The sequence below is a fragment of the Kitasatospora sp. NPDC048239 genome (genome assembly GCF_043202015.1).
Classification (GTDB): domain Bacteria; phylum Actinomycetota; class Actinomycetes; order Streptomycetales; family Streptomycetaceae; genus Kitasatospora.
In genome coordinates, this window is the sequence record NZ_JBICZP010000018.1 from 63,400 (window position 1) to 83,851 (window position 20,452).

General features: G+C 76.3%; 16 protein-coding genes. 5 read left to right on the plus strand and 11 right to left on the minus strand.

Going from position 1 to position 20,452, the window contains the following annotated elements; translation table 11 throughout:
• The first annotated feature begins 433 nt into the window (after positions 1-433).
• Positions 434-1,258, plus strand: a complete 825-nt coding sequence (locus tag ACGFZP_RS33835; protein ID WP_392940264.1) for an alpha/beta hydrolase — start codon at positions 434-436, stop codon at positions 1,256-1,258.
• A gap of 7 nt (positions 1,259-1,265) precedes the next feature.
• On the opposite strand, the gene ACGFZP_RS33840 is transcribed toward ACGFZP_RS33835, so the two are convergent.
• The 6 genes from ACGFZP_RS33840 to ACGFZP_RS33865 all read right to left on the minus strand — a co-directional run bounded on the left by ACGFZP_RS33840 (position 1,266) and on the right by ACGFZP_RS33865 (position 10,227).
• A complete protein-coding gene (locus ACGFZP_RS33840; RefSeq protein WP_392940266.1) occupies positions 1,266-1,805 on the minus strand; it encodes a universal stress protein in 540 nt (179 codons plus the stop codon).
• Between the two features lie 251 nt (positions 1,806-2,056).
• Positions 2,057-4,147 carry a VWA domain-containing protein gene (locus tag ACGFZP_RS33845; protein ID WP_392940268.1) on the minus strand — a complete coding sequence of 697 codons (2,091 nt, stop codon included), beginning with the start codon at positions 4,145-4,147 and terminating at the stop codon, positions 2,057-2,059.
• Positions 4,148-4,303: 156 nt separating this feature from the next.
• Positions 4,304-5,683, minus strand: coding sequence for a hypothetical protein (locus ACGFZP_RS33850; protein ID WP_392940269.1), 1,380 nt, complete (start codon positions 5,681-5,683; stop codon positions 4,304-4,306).
• Entirely contained in the window at positions 5,680-7,662 is a 1,983-nt protein-coding gene (locus ACGFZP_RS33855; RefSeq protein ID WP_392940271.1) for a hypothetical protein, read from the minus strand. Before ACGFZP_RS33855 ends, ACGFZP_RS33850 begins: the two co-directional genes overlap by 4 nt.
• A gap of 6 nt (positions 7,663-7,668) precedes the next feature.
• Positions 7,669-9,039, minus strand: coding sequence for a hypothetical protein (locus ACGFZP_RS33860; protein WP_392940272.1), 1,371 nt, complete (start codon positions 9,037-9,039; stop codon positions 7,669-7,671).
• Positions 9,040-9,228: 189 nt separating this feature from the next.
• Positions 9,229-10,227, minus strand: coding sequence for an asparaginase (locus ACGFZP_RS33865; protein ID WP_392940274.1), 999 nt, complete (start codon positions 10,225-10,227; stop codon positions 9,229-9,231).
• Positions 10,228-10,374: 147 nt separating this feature from the next.
• On the opposite strand from ACGFZP_RS33865, the gene ACGFZP_RS33870 reads away from it, so the two are divergent.
• The 4 genes from ACGFZP_RS33870 to ACGFZP_RS33885 all read left to right on the plus strand — a co-directional run bounded on the left by ACGFZP_RS33870 (position 10,375) and on the right by ACGFZP_RS33885 (position 16,601).
• Positions 10,375-10,848 carry an Lrp/AsnC family transcriptional regulator gene (locus ACGFZP_RS33870; RefSeq protein ID WP_392940276.1) on the plus strand — a complete coding sequence of 158 codons (474 nt, stop codon included), beginning with the start codon at positions 10,375-10,377 and terminating at the stop codon, positions 10,846-10,848.
• Between the two features lie 440 nt (positions 10,849-11,288).
• Entirely contained in the window at positions 11,289-12,497 is a 1,209-nt protein-coding gene (locus ACGFZP_RS33875; protein WP_392940278.1) for a thiopeptide maturation pyridine synthase, read from the plus strand.
• Positions 12,494-13,219 carry a TfuA-like protein gene (locus ACGFZP_RS33880; RefSeq protein ID WP_392940280.1) on the plus strand — a complete coding sequence of 242 codons (726 nt, stop codon included), beginning with the start codon at positions 12,494-12,496 and terminating at the stop codon, positions 13,217-13,219. Before ACGFZP_RS33875 ends, ACGFZP_RS33880 begins: the two co-directional genes overlap by 4 nt.
• Positions 13,220-13,490: 271 nt before the next feature.
• Positions 13,491-16,601 carry a BTAD domain-containing putative transcriptional regulator gene (locus ACGFZP_RS33885; protein WP_392940282.1) on the plus strand — a complete coding sequence of 1,037 codons (3,111 nt, stop codon included), beginning with the start codon at positions 13,491-13,493 and terminating at the stop codon, positions 16,599-16,601.
• A gap of 30 nt (positions 16,602-16,631) precedes the next feature.
• Here ACGFZP_RS33885 and ACGFZP_RS33890 read toward each other — a convergent pair whose 3' ends face one another.
• The 5 genes from ACGFZP_RS33890 to ACGFZP_RS33910 form a co-directional block, all read right to left on the minus strand.
• On the minus strand, positions 16,632-16,838 hold the full coding sequence (locus ACGFZP_RS33890; RefSeq protein WP_392940284.1) for a hypothetical protein: 207 nt from the start codon (positions 16,836-16,838) through the stop codon (positions 16,632-16,634).
• A 311-nt stretch (positions 16,839-17,149) separates the two neighbouring features.
• Positions 17,150-17,776: a hypothetical protein gene (locus ACGFZP_RS33895; RefSeq protein WP_392940285.1), complete on the minus strand. Its 627-nt coding sequence runs from the start codon at positions 17,774-17,776 to the stop codon at positions 17,150-17,152.
• A 111-nt stretch (positions 17,777-17,887) separates the two neighbouring features.
• On the minus strand, positions 17,888-19,234 hold the full coding sequence (locus ACGFZP_RS33900; RefSeq protein WP_392940286.1) for an aldehyde dehydrogenase family protein: 1,347 nt from the start codon (positions 19,232-19,234) through the stop codon (positions 17,888-17,890).
• 161 nt (positions 19,235-19,395) lie between these two features.
• Positions 19,396-19,776, minus strand: coding sequence for a TetR/AcrR family transcriptional regulator (locus tag ACGFZP_RS33905; protein ID WP_392940420.1), 381 nt, complete (start codon positions 19,774-19,776; stop codon positions 19,396-19,398).
• Positions 19,677-20,375 (minus strand): type 1 glutamine amidotransferase domain-containing protein, encoded by a 699-nt coding sequence (locus ACGFZP_RS33910; RefSeq protein WP_392940287.1) that lies wholly within the window; start codon positions 20,373-20,375, stop codon positions 19,677-19,679. Before ACGFZP_RS33910 ends, ACGFZP_RS33905 begins: the two co-directional genes overlap by 100 nt.
• Between the last annotated feature and the right edge of the window lie 77 nt (positions 20,376-20,452).

Sequence of the window (20,452 nt, forward strand, 5' to 3'; positions counted from 1 at the left end):
CGGGAACGGCTGAGGCCCGGCGCCTGTGGGGGCACCGGGCCTCAGCCGGTGATGGAGCGCCAGGCCCGGGTCGAACGGACTCTTCCTACTGAAAGTAGGACGTGCTCCAGTAGCACCTCTGACGCCTGCCCGGGAGGTTGTTTCCCTCCCGACGAGAAGAACACTACCAGGTCAGCGGCCCTGTCCCGAACCACCCGGCCCCGCACCGCACTCGACCTCACCGGCCCCCGAACGCGCATGAGGCCCGGCACCTTTGACGGCACCGGACCTCATCCGATCATGGAGCGCCAGGCCCGGGTCGAACGGACTCTTCCTACTGAAAGTAGGACGTGCTCCAGTAGCACCTCTGACGCCTGCCCGAGAGATCATTTCCTCTCGACGGGAAGAACAGTACCAGGCCGGAACCCGTGCCCGAACCCGAGGAGAACAGCGCATGACGATCGCTCACCCCGCCCCGCCCGAGGCCGTCCCGTACACCGCGGACGGGCGGTTGATGGACGTCCACCGGCCTGACTCCGCCGCCGGGCCGGTGCCGGTGGTCCTGCTCTGGCACGGCCGCGGGCCCGACGAACGGGACGTGATGCGGCCGTTGGCCCGCGAGGTGGCCGCGGCGGGGCTGCTGGTGCTGGTGCCGGACTGGCGCTCCGACAGCCCGGACGGCGGCCGGGCGCACCTGTTGGCCTCGCTCGACCACGCCCGCCGTACCGCGGCCGCGTACGGCGGCGACGTGGAGCGGTTCGTACTGGCCGGCTGGTCGATGGGCGGCCGGGAGGCCGTCGCGGTGGCCACCCGGCCGACGGCGGTGGACGGTTGGCGTCCGACGGCCGTGGTGGGGATCGCCTCCGCCTACCACTCCCCCGCCGTGACCACGGGTGCGGCGCCGCTGGAGGTGCTCACCGCCGGGCCGTCCCCGGTGCCGGTGTGGCTGGTCCACGGCACGGCCGACGACGTGCTGAGCGCCGACCGGACCAGGGAGTTGAACGCCGCACTGGTCGCGCAGGGGTCGTCGGTGGTCCTGGAGGAGCCGGCGACGGACCACGCCGGGGTGGTGCTCACCGAGTACGACCCGGCGGCGAACCGGTGCCTGCCGGCGCGGGCGGAGCACGCGGTGCAGGGCGGGCTGGCCACCGCCCGGGTGCTGGCGGCGGCCGCCGGTGTCGTCCACCTACCGCGCGGGGCGGCGGCACCAACGTGTGAACGGGGCGGGCACCTCGCGTGGCGGTCAGACAGGCGGCCGGGGTGGGCCGGCACGGGGTGAGGCCTCCTCAGTGGCCGATCGGCAGCAGCCGGACGTGGTGGCGTTCCAGTGCCTCGAGCTCCCGCTGGAGCGGCGGCTTCGGGACGGCCAGGACCGGGCAGTCCGCGTGGCGCACGCAGTACGCCGTGACGGACGGGCGCAGCACCCGGGCGAGCGCGCCCCGGCGGCCTGCACCGAGGACGAGCACGTCTCCCGGTCGGTCGGCGACCCGGACCAGCGCCTGGCCGGTCTCGCCGCGGACGGCCTGGCTGCGCAGCCGCACACCGGCGTGGGCGCCGCCGAAGGCCTCGTCCAGCGCCTGGCGCAGCCGGGCGGCGGCCGCGTCGCGGCAGGCGCCGAGCAGGGGCGGGCACGGGGAGCGGCGATAGCCGAACTCGCCGCCGACCGGGGTCCAGCAGTGCACGGCGAGGACCTCGGCGCCGGTGCGGCGGGCCTCGGCGACGGCGTGGTGCAGGGCGGCGAGGCTGCCGAGCGATCCGCTGACGCCGACCACGATGCGGGGGTACCCCGCGTGGAAGGCTTGTCCGTCGGCGTGGAGGTCTGCCATGGCCCGGTCCCGTCCCTCTGACGTGCGGTGGAGTGTGCTGCCTGCTCCAGCAAACCCGGGGCCGGCCGGGCGGGGGCCGCTCGTTGACGGGGTTCTGACGCGTTCGCCGCGGATCCGTACGCCGCCCTGACGGTCAGACGGTCAGACGGTCAGACGGTCTGGCGGCCTGGCGGCCCGACCCGGCATGCCCGGGGCACCGGCCGCCTCCCGTGGGTGCGGTCCGGTGCCCTGGGCGTGCCGCCGGGGGCGGCTCAGTCGAAGCCCTGGGCCACCACCCGGACGGCCGTCGGCACGGGCGGCGCGGCGGCGGGGGCGACGGCGGCTCCGGCCGGGGGGACGGCGGAGGGCCCGGCCGGTCCGGACCCGCGCTCGGGCTCCCGGGGTGCAGGAGGGTGCGGGGGCGGCGCGGCGACCAGGATCTCGTAGACCTCGGCCAGCACGCCCGCCAGGTTGTTCAGCAGGCCCTGCTGGAGGCTGTGCCAGCCGGCGGCGTCGTGCTCCTCCACCGCGTACTTGCCGGTGTGCCGGAGGATCACCTCGCCGACCGCGCGGTTCTGCTCGGGGCTGCGCTTCTCGGACTCCGCGTCGTGCAGGAAGAAGTTGCGCAGACCGTGCACCTCGCCCAGCCGCCCGTCCCACAGCGGGCCGGTCAGCTCGGGCAGGTCGAGCCCGGCGAGGTCGCGCCGGTTGCGGCGGGGGAAGCGCACCGACTCGTGCAGCCGCTCGTGGAAGACCTTGTCGGCGACGGACAGCCAGGCGGTGAACTGGGTGTGGCTGGCGGCCGCCTGGCGCAGCCGCGCGACATCGGACAGCGAGGTGCGGAACAGCGGGTAGCCGAGCCGGGTCGAGGAGGCCGTGCAGACCTCGGCGTACCGGCGGACCACCTCCTCCACCTGCTGCTCCCAGCGGCGTTGGCGCTCCGGGTCGGCCGCCGGGCCCGCCGGGGCCGCGGCCAGCGCCGCCGGGTCGAGCTGCAGGGCGGGCAGCCGCCCCGGCGTCGGGCGGCCGACCGCGCGGACGACGCCGCTGCCGAGCTCGGCGAAGTACTCCTCCAGGACGTCCACCCCGCCGATCCGGTGCCGGTCGCCGCCGGCCACGTCGACCAGGCGGCCGAGCAGGTCGTGGTTGGGCACCAGGTTCTCGGGCGGCTCGCGCAGGGTGGGGTCGGTGCGGCACAGCTCGTTCCACCAGCTGCCGAACATCGACCGGTCGCTGATGCCGACGGCGTGCAGCCGGATGCCGAGGCCGCCGTGCAGGTCCTCCATCAGCGAGACCGGGTCGTCGGTGGCGGCCACCGACTCGCCGCTGCGCTCCTCGCTCATCGGGGCCCAGTGGGCGCCGTCGCTGACCAGCACGATCAGCCGCTCGTTGCCCGGGACCCCGTGCCGGTGGAGGAGTTCGGCCGCCTTGTGCAGGGCGCGGCCGATGTCCGTCGCCTGGTTGTCGTGCTGGAGCAGGGTCACGGCGCCGCGCAGCTGGTCCAGGGTGTGGTCGCCGGAGCCGCCGGTGACCTCGGCCATGCCGTCGGCGCCGGGGAAGAGCGTCCGGGTGGTCAGGTCGAAGCGGACCAGGGCGAAGCGGGTGACCAGGCCGTCCACCCGGGCGCGGGCGTCGATCATGGCGCGCAGGGCGCCCTTGAGGGCGTCCAGCCTGGTGACGGTGGCGGCGGGGGTGTTGCGCCGCGCGGTGATCCGGCGCGCCGACTCACGGCGGTCGGGGATGTCGTCGACGCCCATCGAGCCGCTGCAGTCGGCCAGCACGACGATGTCCACGCCGCTGCGCCCGCCGGGGGCGAAGACGCTGAAGCGGGTCTCGGCGCCGATCGCGAGCAGTCCGCGCAGCCGCTGCCCGGCCTGGTCGGTGGCCGAGCGCACCCGGAACGGCAGGCCGTCCAGGTCGATCCAGGTGTCCTGGGCGGTGTCCTGGCCGTGGGTCAGGACGTGGCCGGCCAGCAGCGGCGAGCGCTGCACGGCCAGCGCCGCCTCGTCCAGCGACAGGGCCGCCGGGGACTCCAGCTCGACGGCCGCCGGGACGGCCGCCGCGGCGGGCTCCAGCCGCCAGCCCCCGTCGGTCAGCCGGTGCTCGCCGGCCAGCTCCTCGGGGACGACGACGACGTCGGCGGGCAGGCCGGCGACCGGGACCAGGCGGACCGCCACGGCGCGGGCGGCGGAGGACCGCCCGGCGGCGGGGTCGCGCACGGTGAGCAGGCCCGGGCCGTCGGCGGCGAGCCGCTGTGCGGGGACGGCCAGCCGGTTGCCCTCGGCCAGGCCGTGGCCGGGGGCGGTGACCAGCCGGGTGTCGTTCGGCGTGAAGGCAGGGCCGCCGCGGCCGAGGAGAGTCATCGGGGTTCCTCCGTGGATGCTCCGTCCTTCAGGGCGGAGGTGAAGACGGACTGCGGGGCGGGGCGGGCGGTCGGGCCGGCCGGGCTGGTCCCGGCCGGTCAGCCGGGGGCCGCGGCCCGGGTGGACCGGGCCGCTAGGCCCGGCCGGGAGGGGAGGTCAATCCCGCTCCAGTTGGATGTCGATGCCGAGCCGCTGCTTCAGGTCGTCGACGTGCGCGTGCCTGGTGCCGTAGAAGCGGCCGCGCAGCTCGGCGGGGACCTTGACGTAGAGGATGCGGCTCTTGCTGCGGTAGTCGGAGAAGGCGATGCCCTCGGCCAGCTCCCGTTTGCCGGTGGAGTTCAGCAGGGCGACCAGCCGGGCGAAGTGCGCCCGGCCCTCCTCGTGGCCCTCGTGGAAGCGGCGGACGTCGTCGCGGCGGGAGGGCTCGTGCTGGCGCAGCAGTCTGAGGGCCGTCTCGGCGGCGGGGCCGTCGGCCCGTCGGAGCCGCTGTTCCAGCCCGGCGAAGAGGGTGTCCAGGGCGCCCATGTCGAGGACCGTCCGCCGGGTGTTGATGAAGATGTGCCGGACGATGGCGAGCCGGGGCAGGAACGCCTGGCGGCGGGCGGCGTCACCGCCGCCGGGGCGCGTGCGGCTGCGGGCGTGGGCCTGGGCGCGGGCCGCCGTCCCGGCGAGGATGAGCCCGACGAGGGTCTCGGGGGTGGCCGCGCGCAGGTCCTGGTGGTGGCGGGCGCACAGGGCCAGGCCGCGGCTGCGGGCGCCGTAGATCTGCCAGCGGACGGCGTGCTCGGCGCACATCCGGCGGCCGCAGGCGTGGTCGCCGGGGCCGGCGGTGCCGCGGGCGGTCTGGCCGCCGGGGCGGGCGCCGCGGAGCAGGGCGTCGAGGCTGCGGTGCTCGCAGCGGACGTGGCCGGTCGAGCGGCAGCCGGAGTGCTCGCAGTCGGGGAAGCGCTCGCCGTAGCAGTCCTGGCAGTAGGCCACCGAGGCGTCGTTGGGGTGGCGGACCAGGTGGTCGGCGCACCAGGCCCGCCCGGAGCGGCAGCGCGGGCCGCCGCACCAGGCGCGGGCCCGGGCCCCGCAGCGGCACTGGGGGGTGTGGCGGTCGCAGGAGGCGCGCAGGCTGCCGTCCAGGAACACGGCGTGCGTGTCGCAGACCCGTCCGGGCCGCTCCCCGGTGCCGCAGCCGGGGCAGCTGAACGGCGCGTAGGCGAGGGTGCCGGAGTCGCGGCAGGTGTCGCAGGGGTAGCGGATCTGGGGCGGTTCCAGGATGCCGCGGACGGCGAACGGGGTGGCGGCGGTCATCGGCCGGGGCGCGCTGTGCGGGGCGAGGAACCAGATGCCGACCTCCCCCTCGGGGCCGAGGTCGAGGCTCAGCCGGGGGCCGAGGCGCGGGTCGACGCTCACCACGGTCGGTTCGAGCCGGCCCCACAGCTCGATGTAGCCGTCGGCGGAGGCCGGGACGGCGTGGTAGCGGCGCAGGTCCAGCAGGACGGGGACGGGTGCGGGGGCGGGCGGGCCGGCGGGTGCGGTGGTGGTCATCGGGCGGGCTCCTCCCCGGGCGCGACCAGCAGGACCTCGACGGTCCCGCGGCGCTCGTCCGCCTTGGCGGTGTAGGTGGTGTCGGTCAGCAGGACGTGCCGGAGGTCGTGGGGCGGTCGGCCGAGTGCCCGCAGGGCGGTCCGGACCAGGTGGCGGTCGGCGGCGGGGACGTCCCAGTGCAGCAGGGCGGTGCCCGCCTCGGTCGCCGCGCGCACGGCCCGGGCCATCCGCTCGTCGTCCCAGGCCGAGGGCGGGGCGTCGAGGCGGACCCGGCGGGCGGGTTCGGGGCGCAGCAGGCGGCGGGTCGCCTTGGCCTCCTCCCGGTCGCGGGTGCGCAGGGTGCGGTTCAGGTCGAGGGCGGTGCCGGCGCGGCAGTAGGAGCGCAGCGCGGGGAGGATCTCCTCGGGGGCGAGGCCGGGGCGGGCCAGCAGGTCGAGCAACCGCTTTTCGGCGAGGCCGGGTTCGGCCTTCGGGCTCTGCTGCTTCGGGCTCTGCCGGCTGGGGTCGGTCTGCCTCGGGTCGGCCTGCCTCGGGTCGGCCTGCCTCGGGTCGTGCTGCCTCGGGTCGTGCTGCCTGGGCGGGGTGGTCGAGGGGGTGCGGGCGCCTGGGCCGCCATGGGGCCTGGAGCCGTTGCGGGCGGTGGAGGCGGCGGGCGCGGTGCGGGCGGCGGGGGCGCTCGGGGCCAGCAGTTCGGTTAACCAGACCCGGGCGGCGGCCGAACTCCCGGCGCCGAGGGCCCGGTTGGCCTCGCCGATGTGGTCCGCCACGAGCCAGCCGGGGTTGCCCAGGTGCTCGGCCAGCCGCTCGGCGTCCAGCAGCCGGGGATCGTACGAGCGCCAACGGGCCAGCAGGTCGTTCTCGTTGCGGACGAAGGCGCTCGGGCCGGCGCCGCCCGAGCCGCTTCCGGCGGCCAGCTCCAGACCGTTGAACAGCTGGCCCAGTTCGTCCGCCGTGGCGTCCAACTGGCGGAAGTACGGGAGGAGTTCGGTGAGCAGCTGAAGGGCTGCCCGGTTCGCCGGGACGATCCGCGGCGCCTCCGGGCCGCGGCGGCCGACGGGTCGGCCCTTGCCGCGCGGCTCCTTCTGCTCGATCTCGAACCCGGCGGCCAGCCCGTGCGCGATGGCCCGCGCCCGGTTCCGCTCGATCAGGGCCTGCGGGACGGCCCCGATCCGGCGCCCGGAGCGCTCCAGCTCCCGGGCCTTCATCCCCAGGGCCTGGACGAGCAGCGCGTGCGCCAGCGCGGAGGAGACCGAGACCTGTCCGTCGACCAGCCGCAGGCTGACATCGCCCTGGGCGCCGACCCCGGGCTCCCCCAGCGGGTTGACGTCCATCGCCTCCAGCCGGGCCAGTCGCTCCTCCTGTCGCAGCACGGTGCGGACCCGGTCCAGGTGCTGCGGCGCGAAGGAGGCGACATAGCGGGCGGCGACCTGGTCGGCGGCCCTGGACAGCCGGGCCGATCCGCCGGCCGCGGCGCCGGCCGGGCCGTACAGTTGACGGCCCGTCAGGGCGATCAGGCAGGCGGAGTGTTCGCGGACCAGGTTGCAGAGCAGCTCGCGCTGCACCTCGCTGACCACCTCCAACGAGTGCACGTCCGGGGGAAGGACCGCGGGCCCGGCACCCGCCTCGGCACCGGCACCGGCCGGACTCCAGCCGGCCGGTACCAGCAGCGCGCCGGCCTTGCGCAGGGACCGCGCGACCACCGCCACCGACTCGGCGAGCCCGGCGGCGACGGCGGCCCGCGCGCCCGGGTCGTGCAGCGAGACCCGGCCGGTGTCGACCCAGAGCGCGCCCGGCGTCCGCGGATCGGCGCGCAGCAGCGCAGGCTCGCCACCGGGCAGGCGGGGCAGCTGCGGCGGGCGGGCGAGCAGGGCGTCGACCAATTGCGCCGGGGCGGTGCGGGCACCGGGCCGGCCGACGGCCGTGTACCCCTTGGCGATCCGCTGGCGCAGCGGCCCGGAACGGTAGAGCGAGACCAGCACCGCGGATCAGTCCTCCCAGGCGTGCGGATCGTCCGCGCGCGCGTCGCGATCGGATCGGGTCCCGCGGGTTCGGCCGCCGCCGTTTGATCCGCTGCCGTTCGGGCCGCCGGCGCGACCGCGCAACTCGCCCGAGGCGAGGCCGCGCAGGGGCGGGAGCAGGGCGAACAGCAGCGCGGCCGCCGCGAGCGCGGCCAGGGTGCAGACGAGCAGCGTCGCCGGCGCGGGGTCGCCCCACAGCGCCCCGGCCGCGTACGCCACCCCGAACGGGAGCCCGACCGCCGACAGCAGGCCGAGTGCCAGGGCGCTGCGGCGCGAGCGGGCCGCATCGACGTAGCGGGCGGCGTCGGCGAGCCCGCTGCCGGTGGCGGCGAGCAGATGGGCCAGCCGGTGCTGCTCCTGGAAGCGCTCCAGCAGCTCGTTGGCCTTCGCCCGGGTGGTGATGTGGGACGACCAGAGGGCGCGGCGCAGCTCGATCAGCCTGCCCTCCAGGGCCAGCAGGCGGTTCGCGTCGGCGTCCTGGGCGGTCATCCCGGCCAGGGAGTTGGCGAGCCGGTTCAGGCCGAGCACCTGGAGGCGGCCGAGCAGGAAGGTGTCCAGGTAGATGGTGCGGACCAGGACGGCCGCGCCGGCGTGGAAGACCGCGTCGCCGCCCGGGTCCGGCGAGGTGCCGAGGAAGGCCGCGCCGTCGCGCAGGACCAGCGCCTGCCAGTCGGCGGAGAAGCGGACCCGGCCGTCAAACAGGGCGGTGTCCTCCGGGTCGGGCGGGAAGCGGCTCAGCGGGGTGGCGGAGGCGAGCAGCCAGAGCCACTGGTCGCGGGCGCCCCAGCCCGCGTAGGGCGGCGGCAGGGGTTCGGGTGGGGTGCCGTCGGCGAAGGTCACGTGGCAGAGCGTCCACGGCCGCCGGCCGGAGGCGGCGATCCGGACGCCCTCCGGCAGTTCCCGGGTGTACGCCGCGCCGCTCGCGGTGAGGTCGGCGAGTTCCGCGAGGTCCGTCAACGGGTCGGCGGAGAGCCTGACGTGCAGCACGGCGAGGCCGCGCCGTTCGGCGCCGGGGCCGAACACGGCGGGCAGGCACAGCAGTTCGACGCCCTCCACGACGCGGCCGGTCGGGGTCGGCTCGGCCGTCCCGGTGGTACCGGCAGCCGTGAGGCGGCGGTGCCAGCGGGCGGGCCGCTCCGGCGAGCCGTACAGCGACTCGGCCACCCTGGGCTCGAAGTACGTCATCCGCCGCGCGCGGTCGACGACTCCCCCGTCCCGGTCCGCGACCGGAAGCGGCCCCTCGGCCCAGTCGGGAAGGGCGGGTTCGCCGTCCTTGCCCAGGTCGACGTCGAACACCACATAGGCGGACCCCCGCCGCATGACCACGTCTACCCCCACCGGTCCACGCCTGTCCCCAAAGCCCGACCATGCTACTGCCGTTGGGGCCGCGGGGTGGGTACTTCGCGATCACCGGTCCGGGGCGGCGGCGCCGAGGTCCACCGGGTGTGCGTCCGCCCCGCGCGGCGGGGCCGGCGGGGCGGATCGGGTGCGGGCGGTGCGGAGCCTGCGGTACGGAGCGGGCCGCGGTCAGTGGGCGGACGCCGGCTCCTTGACGGCGAGGGCGTGCTGGAGGACGCGCCGGCGCTCCGCGGGGTCGGGGGTGGCGAGCACCGCGGCCAGCACGGCCATCCGGGCCTGGCCCGCGCGCAGCGTGCCGGTGGGCAGGGCCCCGGCGGCGACCAGGTCCACCGCGCCGCCCTCGGTGTAGATCTCGGCCACCGGGCCGGACGGCACCCGGGTGGTGAGGGCGACCAGGACGCCCTGGGCGGTCGCCTCGGCGACGGCCTCGACGAACTGCGGCGTCGCGTTGCCGGCTCCGGTGCCGACCAGGACGATGCCCTGCGCCCCGGCGGCGACGGCCGCCCGCATCAGCAGCGGGTCGGCGTCGATGTGGTGCATCACCATGTCGACGCGGCCCGGTGGCTGCGGCAGCGGGGGAAGCGGCAGGGCGGCCGGCCGGACCGGCTCGGCGCGCCTGGTGACCTTGGTGAAGCCGATGTCGCCGACCGGCGTGCCGGAGAGGTCCCCGAAGGCGTCCAGGTCGAGGGTCTCGGTCTTGACGGTGCCGCGGGCGGCGTGCACCACGCCGTTGAAGACGATCAGCGCGCCGAGCCCGGACACCGTCGACGCCGTCACCAGGGCGTCCCGCAGGTTGCCCGGTCCGTCGCCCTCGGCGGCGTCGTGGGGCAGCTGGGCGCCGGTGAACACCACCGGGCGCGGGTCGCCGTGGTGCAGGTCGACCAGGAACGCGGACTCCTCCAGGGTGTCCGTGCCGTGGGTGACGACCACGCCCGCGACCTCGGGGTCGGCGAGCTCCCGGTGCACGGCCTGCAGCAGCGTCAGCAGGTGCTCCGTGGTCAGCCGGGGGCTGTTGACGTTGAAGAGGTCGACCACCTTCACGTCCACGCCGTGCGGGACGGCGGCGGTGGCCAGGACCTCCTGGCCAGGGGTGTCGGCGGCGTAGCCGGTTCCCTGCCAGCGGCTGGCGATGGTGCCGCCGGTGGTGATCAGGACGACCCTTTTCACGGCGTGCCGTCTCCCTTCGGGATCGGTGGGGGGCTTCGAGGCGGTTCGGTAGTGTCGCAATATCCTCGCAAGGATATGAAAATATGCGCGCACGACGATCGCCAATTCCGGCTTGATCAGGCCTGGAGTGTGGTGGATTCTTGCGTCATGGACGAGATTGACCGACAGATCTTGCGCGAGCTCCAGCAGGACGGCCGACTGAGCAACCAGGAGCTGGCCCAGCGGGTGGGTCTGACCGCGTCGCCCTGCATGCGCCGGGTGCGCCAACTGGAGCAGGACGGGGTGATCGAGGGCTACCGGGCGGTGGTCAACCCCGAGGCCGTCGGGCGCGGCTTCGAGGTCCTGGTCTCGGTCGAGGTGCGGCGCGAGCGGGAGGCGGTGGAGGCCTTCGAGGAGGCCCTCCAGGGCATCCCCGACGTGGTCGAGGCGTACCGGCTGTTCGGCAGTCCCGGCTGCCTGCTGCGGATCGCGGTGGCGGACCTGCAGGCGTACGAGCGGCTCTGGATCGAGCGGCTGACCTCGCTGGCCGGGGTGACCGAGGTGAACTCGCAGATCATCATGAAGCGGATCAAGGAGCCACGCGGGCTCCCGGTGGGCCGGACGACGGGCCGGACCGCGTAGGCCGCTCCGTGCCCGCCCGGCTGCGGCACGAGGGGTGGGCACGGAGTCGCGGGGGCCGTAGAGCGGATGATGATCAGCCGTAGATGCCGCCCGGTGAAGCTTTCGGCAGGCGGCACACCACGGCGGTGCGCCCGACCGGAAGGAGCCGGACATGCGCCCGCCACCTGGGAGAGCGTCCGGCGGGCCGTCGGCGGGCCGGCCCGGCCGAACCGGCGGGGACGCGCCCCGGCCGACCGCCGCCACCCCCTGATCGACGACCGCCCCGGCCACCCGCCCGGCCACCCGCCCGGCCACCCGCTCGGGCCCGCCCCCGGGCAGGCCCTGGCGCGCGCTGCACCCCGGTCGGCGCCCGGCGTTGCGTCCTGCGCTGCGCCCGGCGTTGCGCCCGGGCCCCTGGTCACCGCAGCCCTCGCCGGTCGGCCCAGCACCGAGGAGACCCCATGACGAGCAGCACGGCGACGACGGCCGCCCGGTGGCGCAGCATCCAGGTCCGCTACTACGCCGAGGACAAGGACGACCTCATCCTCGACGCCGTCCGCCCGCTCTTCCGCCGCTTCGCCGGGGAGATCGGCCGCCCGTACCTCACCCGGCACTGGCGGCGCGGGCCGCACCTGCGGCTCAACTTCACCGCCACCGAGGAGGACTGGCAGGGCACCGTGCTGCCCGGCGCGCAGCTCGGGCTCGCCGAGTACCTGCTCGGCTCCCCCTCCACCACCGTCCTCGACCAGCGGGCCCACTTCGCCGCGCACCGGCGGATGGCGCAGGCACAGGACGAGCAGGGGCCGCTGTTCCCCTGGCACCCGGACAACAGCCTGCAGCACGAGCCCTACGAGGACCGCCTGCACGTCCTCGGCAGCCGCCAGCTCGCCGACCTGCTCGACGACGCGTACGCGGCGAGCTGCGAGCAGCTGTTCTCCGCGCTGGAGCGGGTGCGCGGCGGACACGACAGCCGCAGGGGCATCGCGCTGGACCTGATGTTCGCGTTCGCCCGGGTGAGCGCGCCGGCCATCACCGACGGATCCGGCTCCTACCGCGCCCACGTGGAGCGCTTTCTGACCCACTGCCGGAACCCGTCCGCGGTGCGGGCCGCGCTGGAGGTGGAGTACCGGGCCCGCCGGCCCGCGCTGGAACGGCGGCTGACCGCCGTCCTGGACACCCTGGACGGCGACGGGCAGGTGCCCTTCGTGCGGTGGTGGACGCGGCACACCGCCGAGGTCAGGGCCGCCGCCGAACCGCTGCTGGAGTCGGGGCTGATCTCCCTGGACCGCGGCGGGGCACCACCGGTCGAGCCGCCGGAGGGGCTGACGGAGGGGCCGTCGTCGGCGGACGGGTCGGGCGCCGCCGTGGACCTGCTGCTGCTCGACCCGGCCTGCCCGCAGGAGGTGCTCGCCGGCGTCCGGCACCAGAGCCACCGGCTGGCGGTCAACGTGCTCTGCTCCCACCTGGACCGGCTGGGCATCGGGCCGAGGCAGCGCTTCGTGCTCTGCCATCTGGCCGCCAACACCGTCGAGGACCTCTTCGGGGCCCCCGCGCCGAAGCGCGCCCCCGCGTGCGCCGGCCCGCACCCCGTTCCGGCCAGGTCAGCCCCGCACCCAGCCCCGACCGGGTCAGCCCCGGCCGGGCCCTCCCCAGCGAAGGAGCTCCGATGACCGTCCACGTCCTCGTCGGGCCCACCATGCCCGCCGCGCGGGTCGCGGCCCTCGCCCCGGGTGCCGAGGTCCACCCGCCCGTCGCCCACGGCGACCTGTTCCGGCTCGGCCTCGGGCCCGGGGACACCGCCATCCTCGTCGACGGCCACCACCACCACGCGACGCGCGTCCGGCAGGAGGAGATCCTCGCCGCACTGGCCGCCGGGGTCCGGGTGGTGGGCTGCGCCGGCCTGGGCGCACTGCGGGCCGCCGAGCTGCGCGGGTTCGGCATGATCGGGCACGGCGAGGTCTTCCGGATGTACCGCGACGGCGTCATCGACGCGGACGACGAGGTCGCGGTCGCGCACGGGGAGGGGCCCGACTACCGGCGGACCAGCGAGCCGCTGGTGAACATCCGGCACACGCTCGGCGCCGCCGTCGCGGCCGAGGTGCTGCCGGCCCCGCAGGCCGCCGCGCTGCTCGACGCCGCGCGCGCCCTGCCCTACCACCGCCGGAGCTGGCGCGCCGTCGAACGCACCTCCGACGGCGCCGACCTGCGGGGGCTGCGGGAGTTCCTGGCCGCCCGGCCGCAGCACGCCGACCGCAAGGCCGCGGACGCCGCGGACACGCTCACCCGGCTCACCCTGCTGGACCGGATGGTCCCGCCGGCGCCGCCCGTCGGCGCCGGCCGCGGCGCCGCCCACCGTGCCGCCCCCGCCCGGCGGTCGCCCTCGGGGGCCTGAGCGCGCCGCCCCACGACGTGGGGCGGGTCCGCCCCCGGCCCGCCCCACTCCCCCGCCTCTCCACTCCCCGCCTCCCCGCCCGGCCTCCCCGGTCCCGCCGGGCCGCCCCCCGCACGCACGGCGGGGCGCCGCCGGCGCACCCCGCCGTCCCACCGGTCGTCCGTGTGCCGACCCCATACCCGGTATCCATGACTAGGATGATCCACCTGTCAGGGGAGGGGATCGTGATCGGCGGACTACGGCCGGTCACGTCGGGGAAAGGGAACGCGGCATGGAGGGGGTGGTGCGGTTCTCGGTGCTCGGCGCCATGCGGATCGACCTCGACGGGAGGAGCGTCCCGGCGGGGCCGCCGCAACAGCAGGCCATGATCGCCGCGCTGCTGCTGCGCTCGGGGCGCTCGGCATCGCTGCACGAGCTGGTCAGCACGGTCTGGGGCGACCACGCCCCCGACTCGGCCGTGACCAGCCTGCGCACCTACGTCTGGCGGCTGCGGCAGCGGCTGGAGTCCGAGTGCTCCACCCCCCGGATCCTGCTCTCCACCGGCTCGGGCTACCGCCTGGCGGTGGCCCCCGCCGACGTGGACGCCTACCGCGCCGAGGAGCTCGGCTCCGAGGCGGCCCGGGCCCGCGCGGCCGGCCGGCACGAGGACTGCACCCGGCTGCTCACCGAGGCCGTCGCCCTGTGGCGGGGCGAGCCGCTGGCCAACGTCCCCGGCCCGTTCGCCGCACAGCAGCGGGGCCGGCTCTCCGAGCTGCGGCTGATGCTGCTGGAGGAGCGGTTCGACCACGACCTGCTGCTCGGCCGGCACGCCGTGACCGTCCCGGACCTGACGGCGTTCACCTGCGAGCACCCGCTGCGCGAACGCCCGTACGGCTTCCTGATGGAGGCGCTCTACCGGTGCGGGCGGCAGGCCGAGGCACTCGCCGTCTTCGCCCGGGCCCGGCGCCTGCTCGCCGAGGAGCTCGGGGTCGAGCCGGGGCCGGAGCTGCGCGACCTGCACCAGCGCGTGCTGGCCAACGAGCTGCCGGTCCGCGAACGACCGGCCGGCGAAGTGGCGGCCCGCGAGCTGCCGGTCCGCGACCTGCCGCCGCCCGGCGCTTCGGACACCGCCGCGCACCCGCCCGGCGCTGCCGCCCCCGCCACGGTCTCCGACCCGCCGTCGGAGCCCCCGGCCGCCCCGCCCACCGCCCTGCCCGCGGCGCCGCGCCCGGCCCAACTCCCGCCCGACAGCAGCGACTTCAGTGGACGCGACGAAGCGGTCACCCGGCTCTGCGAGGCGCTGCCGGGCCAGGACGACCGCGCCCTCACCGTCGCCTCGGTCAGCGGCATGGGCGGGATCGGCAAGAGCACCCTGGCCCTGCGGGTGGCCCACCGGATCAAGGACCGCTACCCGGGCGGCCAGCTCTACGCCGACCTGCGCGGCACCGGCGCCGACGCGGCCGACCCCGGCGCGGTGCTGGGGAGCTTCCTGGCGGCACTGGGCGTGCCCGGCCAGGAGATCCCCCGGGCCCTGGAGGACCGGACCAGGCTCTTCCGCACCGTGCTCGACGGCCGCAGCGTCCTGCTGCTGCTCGACGACGCCCGGGACGACTCCCAGGTCAGGCCGCTGCTTCCGGGGTCCGCCGCCTGTGCGGTGGTGGTCACCAGCCGGGGCCGGCTGGCCGGACTGCCCGCCACCGCCCACGTCCACCTGGGCGTCTTCGAGACCGACGAGGCGCTGGGGCTGCTCCGGCGGGTGATCGGCGCGGAGCGCGTCGACGCCGAGCCCGACGCCGCCCGCGAACTGGTCACCGCCTGCGCCAATCTGCCGCTCGCCGTGAGGATCGTGGCCGCCCGGCTCGCGGCGCGGCCCGGCTGGACGGTGGCGAGCCTGGTCGACCGCCTCGGCGACGAACGGCGCCGGCTGACCGAACTGCAGGCCGGCGAGCTCGCCGTGGCCGCCGTCTTCGAGCTGGGGTACCACCAGTTGACGCCCCGACAGGCCGCGGCGTTCCGCGCGCTCGCACCGGTCGCCGGGCCGGGCATCGGCCTCGGCGCGGCCGCCGCCGCGCTCGGCCTCGACCAGGAGGAGGCCGAACCGCTGCTGGAGTCCCTGGTGGACGCCGCACTGCTGGAGTCGCCCTCGGCCGGCCGATACCGGTACCACCAGCTGGTGCAGTCCTTCGCCTGCCACCTTCCCGCGCCGGCACCGCTCCCGACATCGACATCGGCGGCCGACGGACCGGTCGCGGGCGACCAGGTGCCGGAGGACCCGGCGCGGGTGCGCCGCCGACTGCTCGACTTCCTTCTGGGCGCGGCCGGTTCGGCCTTCCAGCAGATGGTCCCGGGCGACCCGGTGCACACCACGCTCGCCCCCGGCGACCCCCAGGGCCCGCGCTTCACCGACCTCGCCGCCGCCCGCGCCTGGGTGACCGAGGAGTTCGACGGCGCCGTCCACGTCATCCAACTCGCCGTCCAGGAGGGGTCGGCCTCGCCGTCGCTGCTCGACGGCGCAGCCGACCTGCTGATCGCCCTGAGCCCGTTCGGCCGCGACATCCCGTACGGCCAACTGGCCGCCTCCGCCGAGGCGGTGGCCGAACGGGCGGAGGCTCTCGGGGCCGACCGCGCAGCCGGACGCGCCCTGTTCGTCTGCGGCAACGCCGCTCTGCAGACCACCCGGCTGGCGGCCGCCGACGTCTTCACCCGGCGCGCGGCCGAGGCCTGTCGCCGGGCCGGTGACACGGTCATCCTGCGGCAGACCTTCAACGACCTCGGTGTGATCGCGCAGTTCGAGCAGCGCTACGCCGACGCCGTGGACTGCTTCGACCAGGCCCTCGCCCTCGCCCGCCGGACCGGCCACCGCTCCGGCGAGCTCACCGCGATGCTGAACGCCGCCATGGCACGGCTGCGCAGCGGCCGCGCCGACGAGGCGGTGGCCGCCTGCGACGAGGCACTGGTGACGTTGCGTCAGGTCTCTGACCGGCACGGCACCGCGCATGCGCTCTGCGTCCGGGGCCTGGCGCTGCACGAGTCCGGGCGGTACCAGGACGCGCTGGCCGCCTACCAGGAGTGCCTGGCGCTCTGCGACACCTGGCACATCCCCGGCCAGGAGGCCCAGGCCCGCTACCGCGCCGCCGCCACCCTGCACGCGCTGGGCCGGCTCGGCCCGGCCCGGGAGGAGGCCCGGCGGGCGCTGTCCCACTACCGCGGCACCTCCGGCAGCGACCGGGACCACGGCCACGCCCTGCTGGTCCTGGCGCAGATCGAGCTCGACCTCGGCCGCCCCGAGGAGGGCCGGGCCCACGCCTCGCAGGCCCAGGCCGTGTTCACCGGGATCGGGCTGCCGGACGCCGCCCGCGCCGAGGCGGTCGCCGCCCGTGCGGGGCGCGCCGCCGCGGACTGAACCCGGCGGGCCGGCCCGGGGCCGGGCAGGTCAGGCCTTGGTGTTCCACTCGGCCGTCCCGCTCGGCGGCATCCCGCCGGACTTGGCGGCCAGCCCGCCGACGGTCCCGTGCCGGCCGGCGTCGGCGCCGGCCCCCGGGGCGGCGACGGACGCGCCGAGGACGGCCAGCAGCACGGCCGCGAAGGCCGGCAGCAGGATCGGCGTACCACGTCGGAGGGACTGTGCAGGTCGCTTCATGAGCTTCATGCGATGACTCCCGGTCGTCCTTGGGCGGTCTGGAGGAGGTGCTCGGACGCCATCCTCACGCCCGGAGATCTACATCTCATCTACACGCCCTGTCCCGCCCGTCACTTGAGCCCCACGAGTGCGCCCAGGACACACCTCACCACCCGCGTCGGGCCAGCGCCCACCGGGCGGGACCAGCCATCGCCAGGCCGAGCAGCCGGACCCCGGGGCTAGGGCTTGTCTGACAATTCCCGCCGCGCGCACGACGCCGGGCATCCCGCCCAACGCCGTGCACTGACGCGACGCGAATTGTCAGACAGGCCCTAGGCCAGCCCGGCGAACAGGCCGGCGTGGCGGGCGGCGGAGAGGGCGTGTCCGGCGCAGCGTTCGAAGTAGACGCTCAGCAGCGCCGCGTCCACGGCGTCCGTCCGCTCCACCGACGTCGACCCGGCGAGCAGCTGCCCGTAGAGCAGGCGCTGGCGGTGGCCGATCTCGCTGAGGCCGCCGTGCAGGTCGGCGAGCACCCCGGGTTCGGGTCGCGCCAGTGCCTCGCCGGCCATGGCGACCATGGCGAGCGCGAGCGCGCTCATGCCCTGCAGGGGCAGCCGCACGGCGTCCGGCAGCGGCCCGTTCGCCTCGCGGGTCCGCGCCAGCTCGCCCACCCGTGCGGCGAGCTCGGCCAGTTGCCGGGCCTCGCAGCCGACGTGGACCTCGGAGACCACCTCCCTGAGGTAGACCGAGGCGTCGCGGCGCTCGGCCAGCAGGGTCGCGGCGTCCTTCTCGACCTCCCCGCGCAGGGGCCGGAGCGCGTCCTCGACGGCGGCCAGCTCCCGGGCGATGACGGTGGTGTCGGCACCGAGCGCCGCCTCGGACGCGTGGCCCAGCGCGCTGCGCGCCAGCCCGAGCAGTGCGACCAGCCGGCCGGCGATTGCGGAGTCGGTGTGCGCCATCGGTGGGCTCCCGTCTGCGGCGTGCCCCCTTCCATGGAAGCACTCCACCCCGCCCTGCCGCCTCCGGCGGCGCCCGCCCGTTCGGGGGCGGGCGCCGGGGCGGGGCCCAGGTCAGCCGAGCGGGACGTCCAGGAGCGCCTTGCGGTGGCTGAAGGTCGCGATCGAGTGGCGGCCGTGGTAGGCGCCCAGACCGCTCTCGCCGACGCCGCCGAACGGCAGCTCGGGCACCCGCAGGTGGGCCATCGGCAGCCCGAACCCGAGCCCGCCCGAGGAGGTCTCCTCGCGCAGTCGGCGCCGGGTGGTCTCGTTGCCGGTGAAGCCGTAGAGCGCCAGCGGCTTGTCCCGGTCGTTGATGAAGCCGATGGCCTCGTCCAGGTCGGCCACCTCCACGATCGGCAGGACCGGACCGAAGATCTCCTCCCGCATGACCGGGGAGTCCGGCGCGACCTCGGCGAGGACGGTCGGCGCGATGTAGCGTTCGGCGCGGTCGTGGCCGCCCCCGGTGACGGTCCGGCCGGATTCGAGCAGGGCGGCGAGGCGGTCGAAGTGCCGTTCGTTGACGATCCGCCCGTACGCCGGGGACTGCTGCGGGTCCGCGCCGAAGCGCCGCTCCACCGCCAGGGCGAGTGCGCTCTCCAGCCTCCGGGCGGTGGCCGGGTCGGTGAGCACGTAGTCGGGGGCGACGCAGGTCTGGCCGGCGTTGGCGAACTTGGTGGCGGCCAGGCGCTCGGCGGTGGCGTCGATGTCCGCGTCCCGGTCGACGAAGACCGGCGACTTGCCGCCCAGCTCCAGGGTGACGGGGGTCAGGTGCTCGGCGGCGGCCCGCATGACGATCCGGCCGACGGCGCCGTTGCCGGTGTAGAAGATGTGGTCCCAGCGCTCGGCCAGCAGCGCGGTGGTCTCCGGCACGCCGCCCTCGACGACGGCGACGGCCTCCCGGTCCAGGTACGCGGGGATGAGCCGGGCGAGCAGTGCCGAGGTGGCGGGGGCGAGCTCGCTGGGCTTGACCACGACGGTGTTGCCCGCCGCGAGCGCACCTGCCAGCGGGACGAGCAGCAGCTGCGCCGGGTAGTTCCAGGGGGCGATCACCAGCACGGTGCCCAGCGGGTCGAAGCGCGTACCGGCGGTGGCGGCCGGGCCGAAGACGGCGGTGACGTCCACCGGCTCCGGGCTCAGCCACTGCTCCAGGTGGGCGAGGGTGTGGTCGATCTCCCGGATCGGCAGGTCGATCTCGGCCGCGGACGCCTCGGCCCGCGGCTTGCCCAGGTCCTGGTGGAGGGCGGCGGCGAGGGCGTCGCCGTTCTCGGCGATCAGGGCGCGCAGCCGGTTCAGCTGCTCCACGCGCCAGGCGAGCGGCTTGGTGCGGCCGCTGCGGAAGGCCGTCCGGAGCCGGGCGACGAGGTCGGCGGGCTGCTCCACACCGACGGGCTGGTCGACGGTGGCGGGGGTGGTGCTCAAGAGGTGCCTCGCAGATGCGGTGGGTGGTGGTGACGGACGGCGCCGGGTGGCAGCGGGCCGTACCGCAGCGCGGCGACGGCGGGCTCGAAGAGGTCGGCCGCGTCGGAGCGGCCCTCCGGTCCGGCGATCAGGGGTCCGGCGGTCAGGGGTCAGGCCCTCGGTCAGGGCGATGCCGGTGTCGGCGGCCCGGGCCTGGCCCCGGGTGCCGGCGGCGCCCCGGCCGCGGCCGCCTGCCGGGCCTGGCCGAGGGCCTGTGTGTGCGGGCGCTCGACCAGGCGGCGGAAGGCGTCGTCCTTGGTGCGGACGTACGGGTACACGGCCGACCGGGAGGTGCCCGCCTCGGGGGCGATGTCGTCGACGGTGGTGTGCCGCACCCCGTACCCGGTCAGGCACGTGTGGGCGGCGTCCAGGACGTCGACAGCCGGTCGGCGGGCACCTGCCGTCAGCCCAGTCGGCTGAGGAGCTCGGCGGCGAGGGGGACGGAGGAGGCCGGGTTCTGGCCGGTGACCAGGTTGGCGTCGGTGACGACGTGGGGGGCCCAGGGGGTGCCCTCCTGGAAGTCTGCGCCGAGCTGGACGAGGCGGTCCTGGAGGAGCCACTTGGCCCGGTCGGCGAGGCCGGCCTGGGTCTCCTCGGCGTTGGTGAAGCCGGTCAGGCGCCGGCCCGCGAAGGGGGAGGTGCCGTCGGGGCGGACGGCGGCGAGCAGGGCGGCGGGGCCGTGGCAGACCACGCCCAGCGGCTTGCCGGACTCCAGGGCGGCGATGAGCAGTCGCCCGGAGTCGGCGTCGACGGCGAGGTCCTCCATCGGCCCGTGCCCGCCCGGGTAGAACACCGCGTCGTAGTCGGCGAGGTCGACGTCCGCCAGCTTCAGCGGGGCGGCGAGTGCGCCGATGCCCGCGAGCTCGGCGCGGAGCGCGTCGGCCTGCTCCTGGCCGCCGTTGGCCCCGGCGGACAGGCTGCCCTGGTCCACCGTCGGCACCACACCGCCGGGGGTGGCCACCACCACGTCGTGACCGGCGGCGGTGAACGCACGGTAGGGGGCGACCAGCTCCTCCGCCCAGAAGCCGGTCGGGTGCTTGGTGCCGTCGGCCAGCGTCCAGTAGTCGGCACCGGTGACAACGAAAAGGACGGTCTTCGCCATGGCGGGGTTCCTCACGGTCGGCGGGGTGGCGCTCCGACGTTCCGGGTCCGGATCGTCGGAGCGGCGATGTCTTCGAC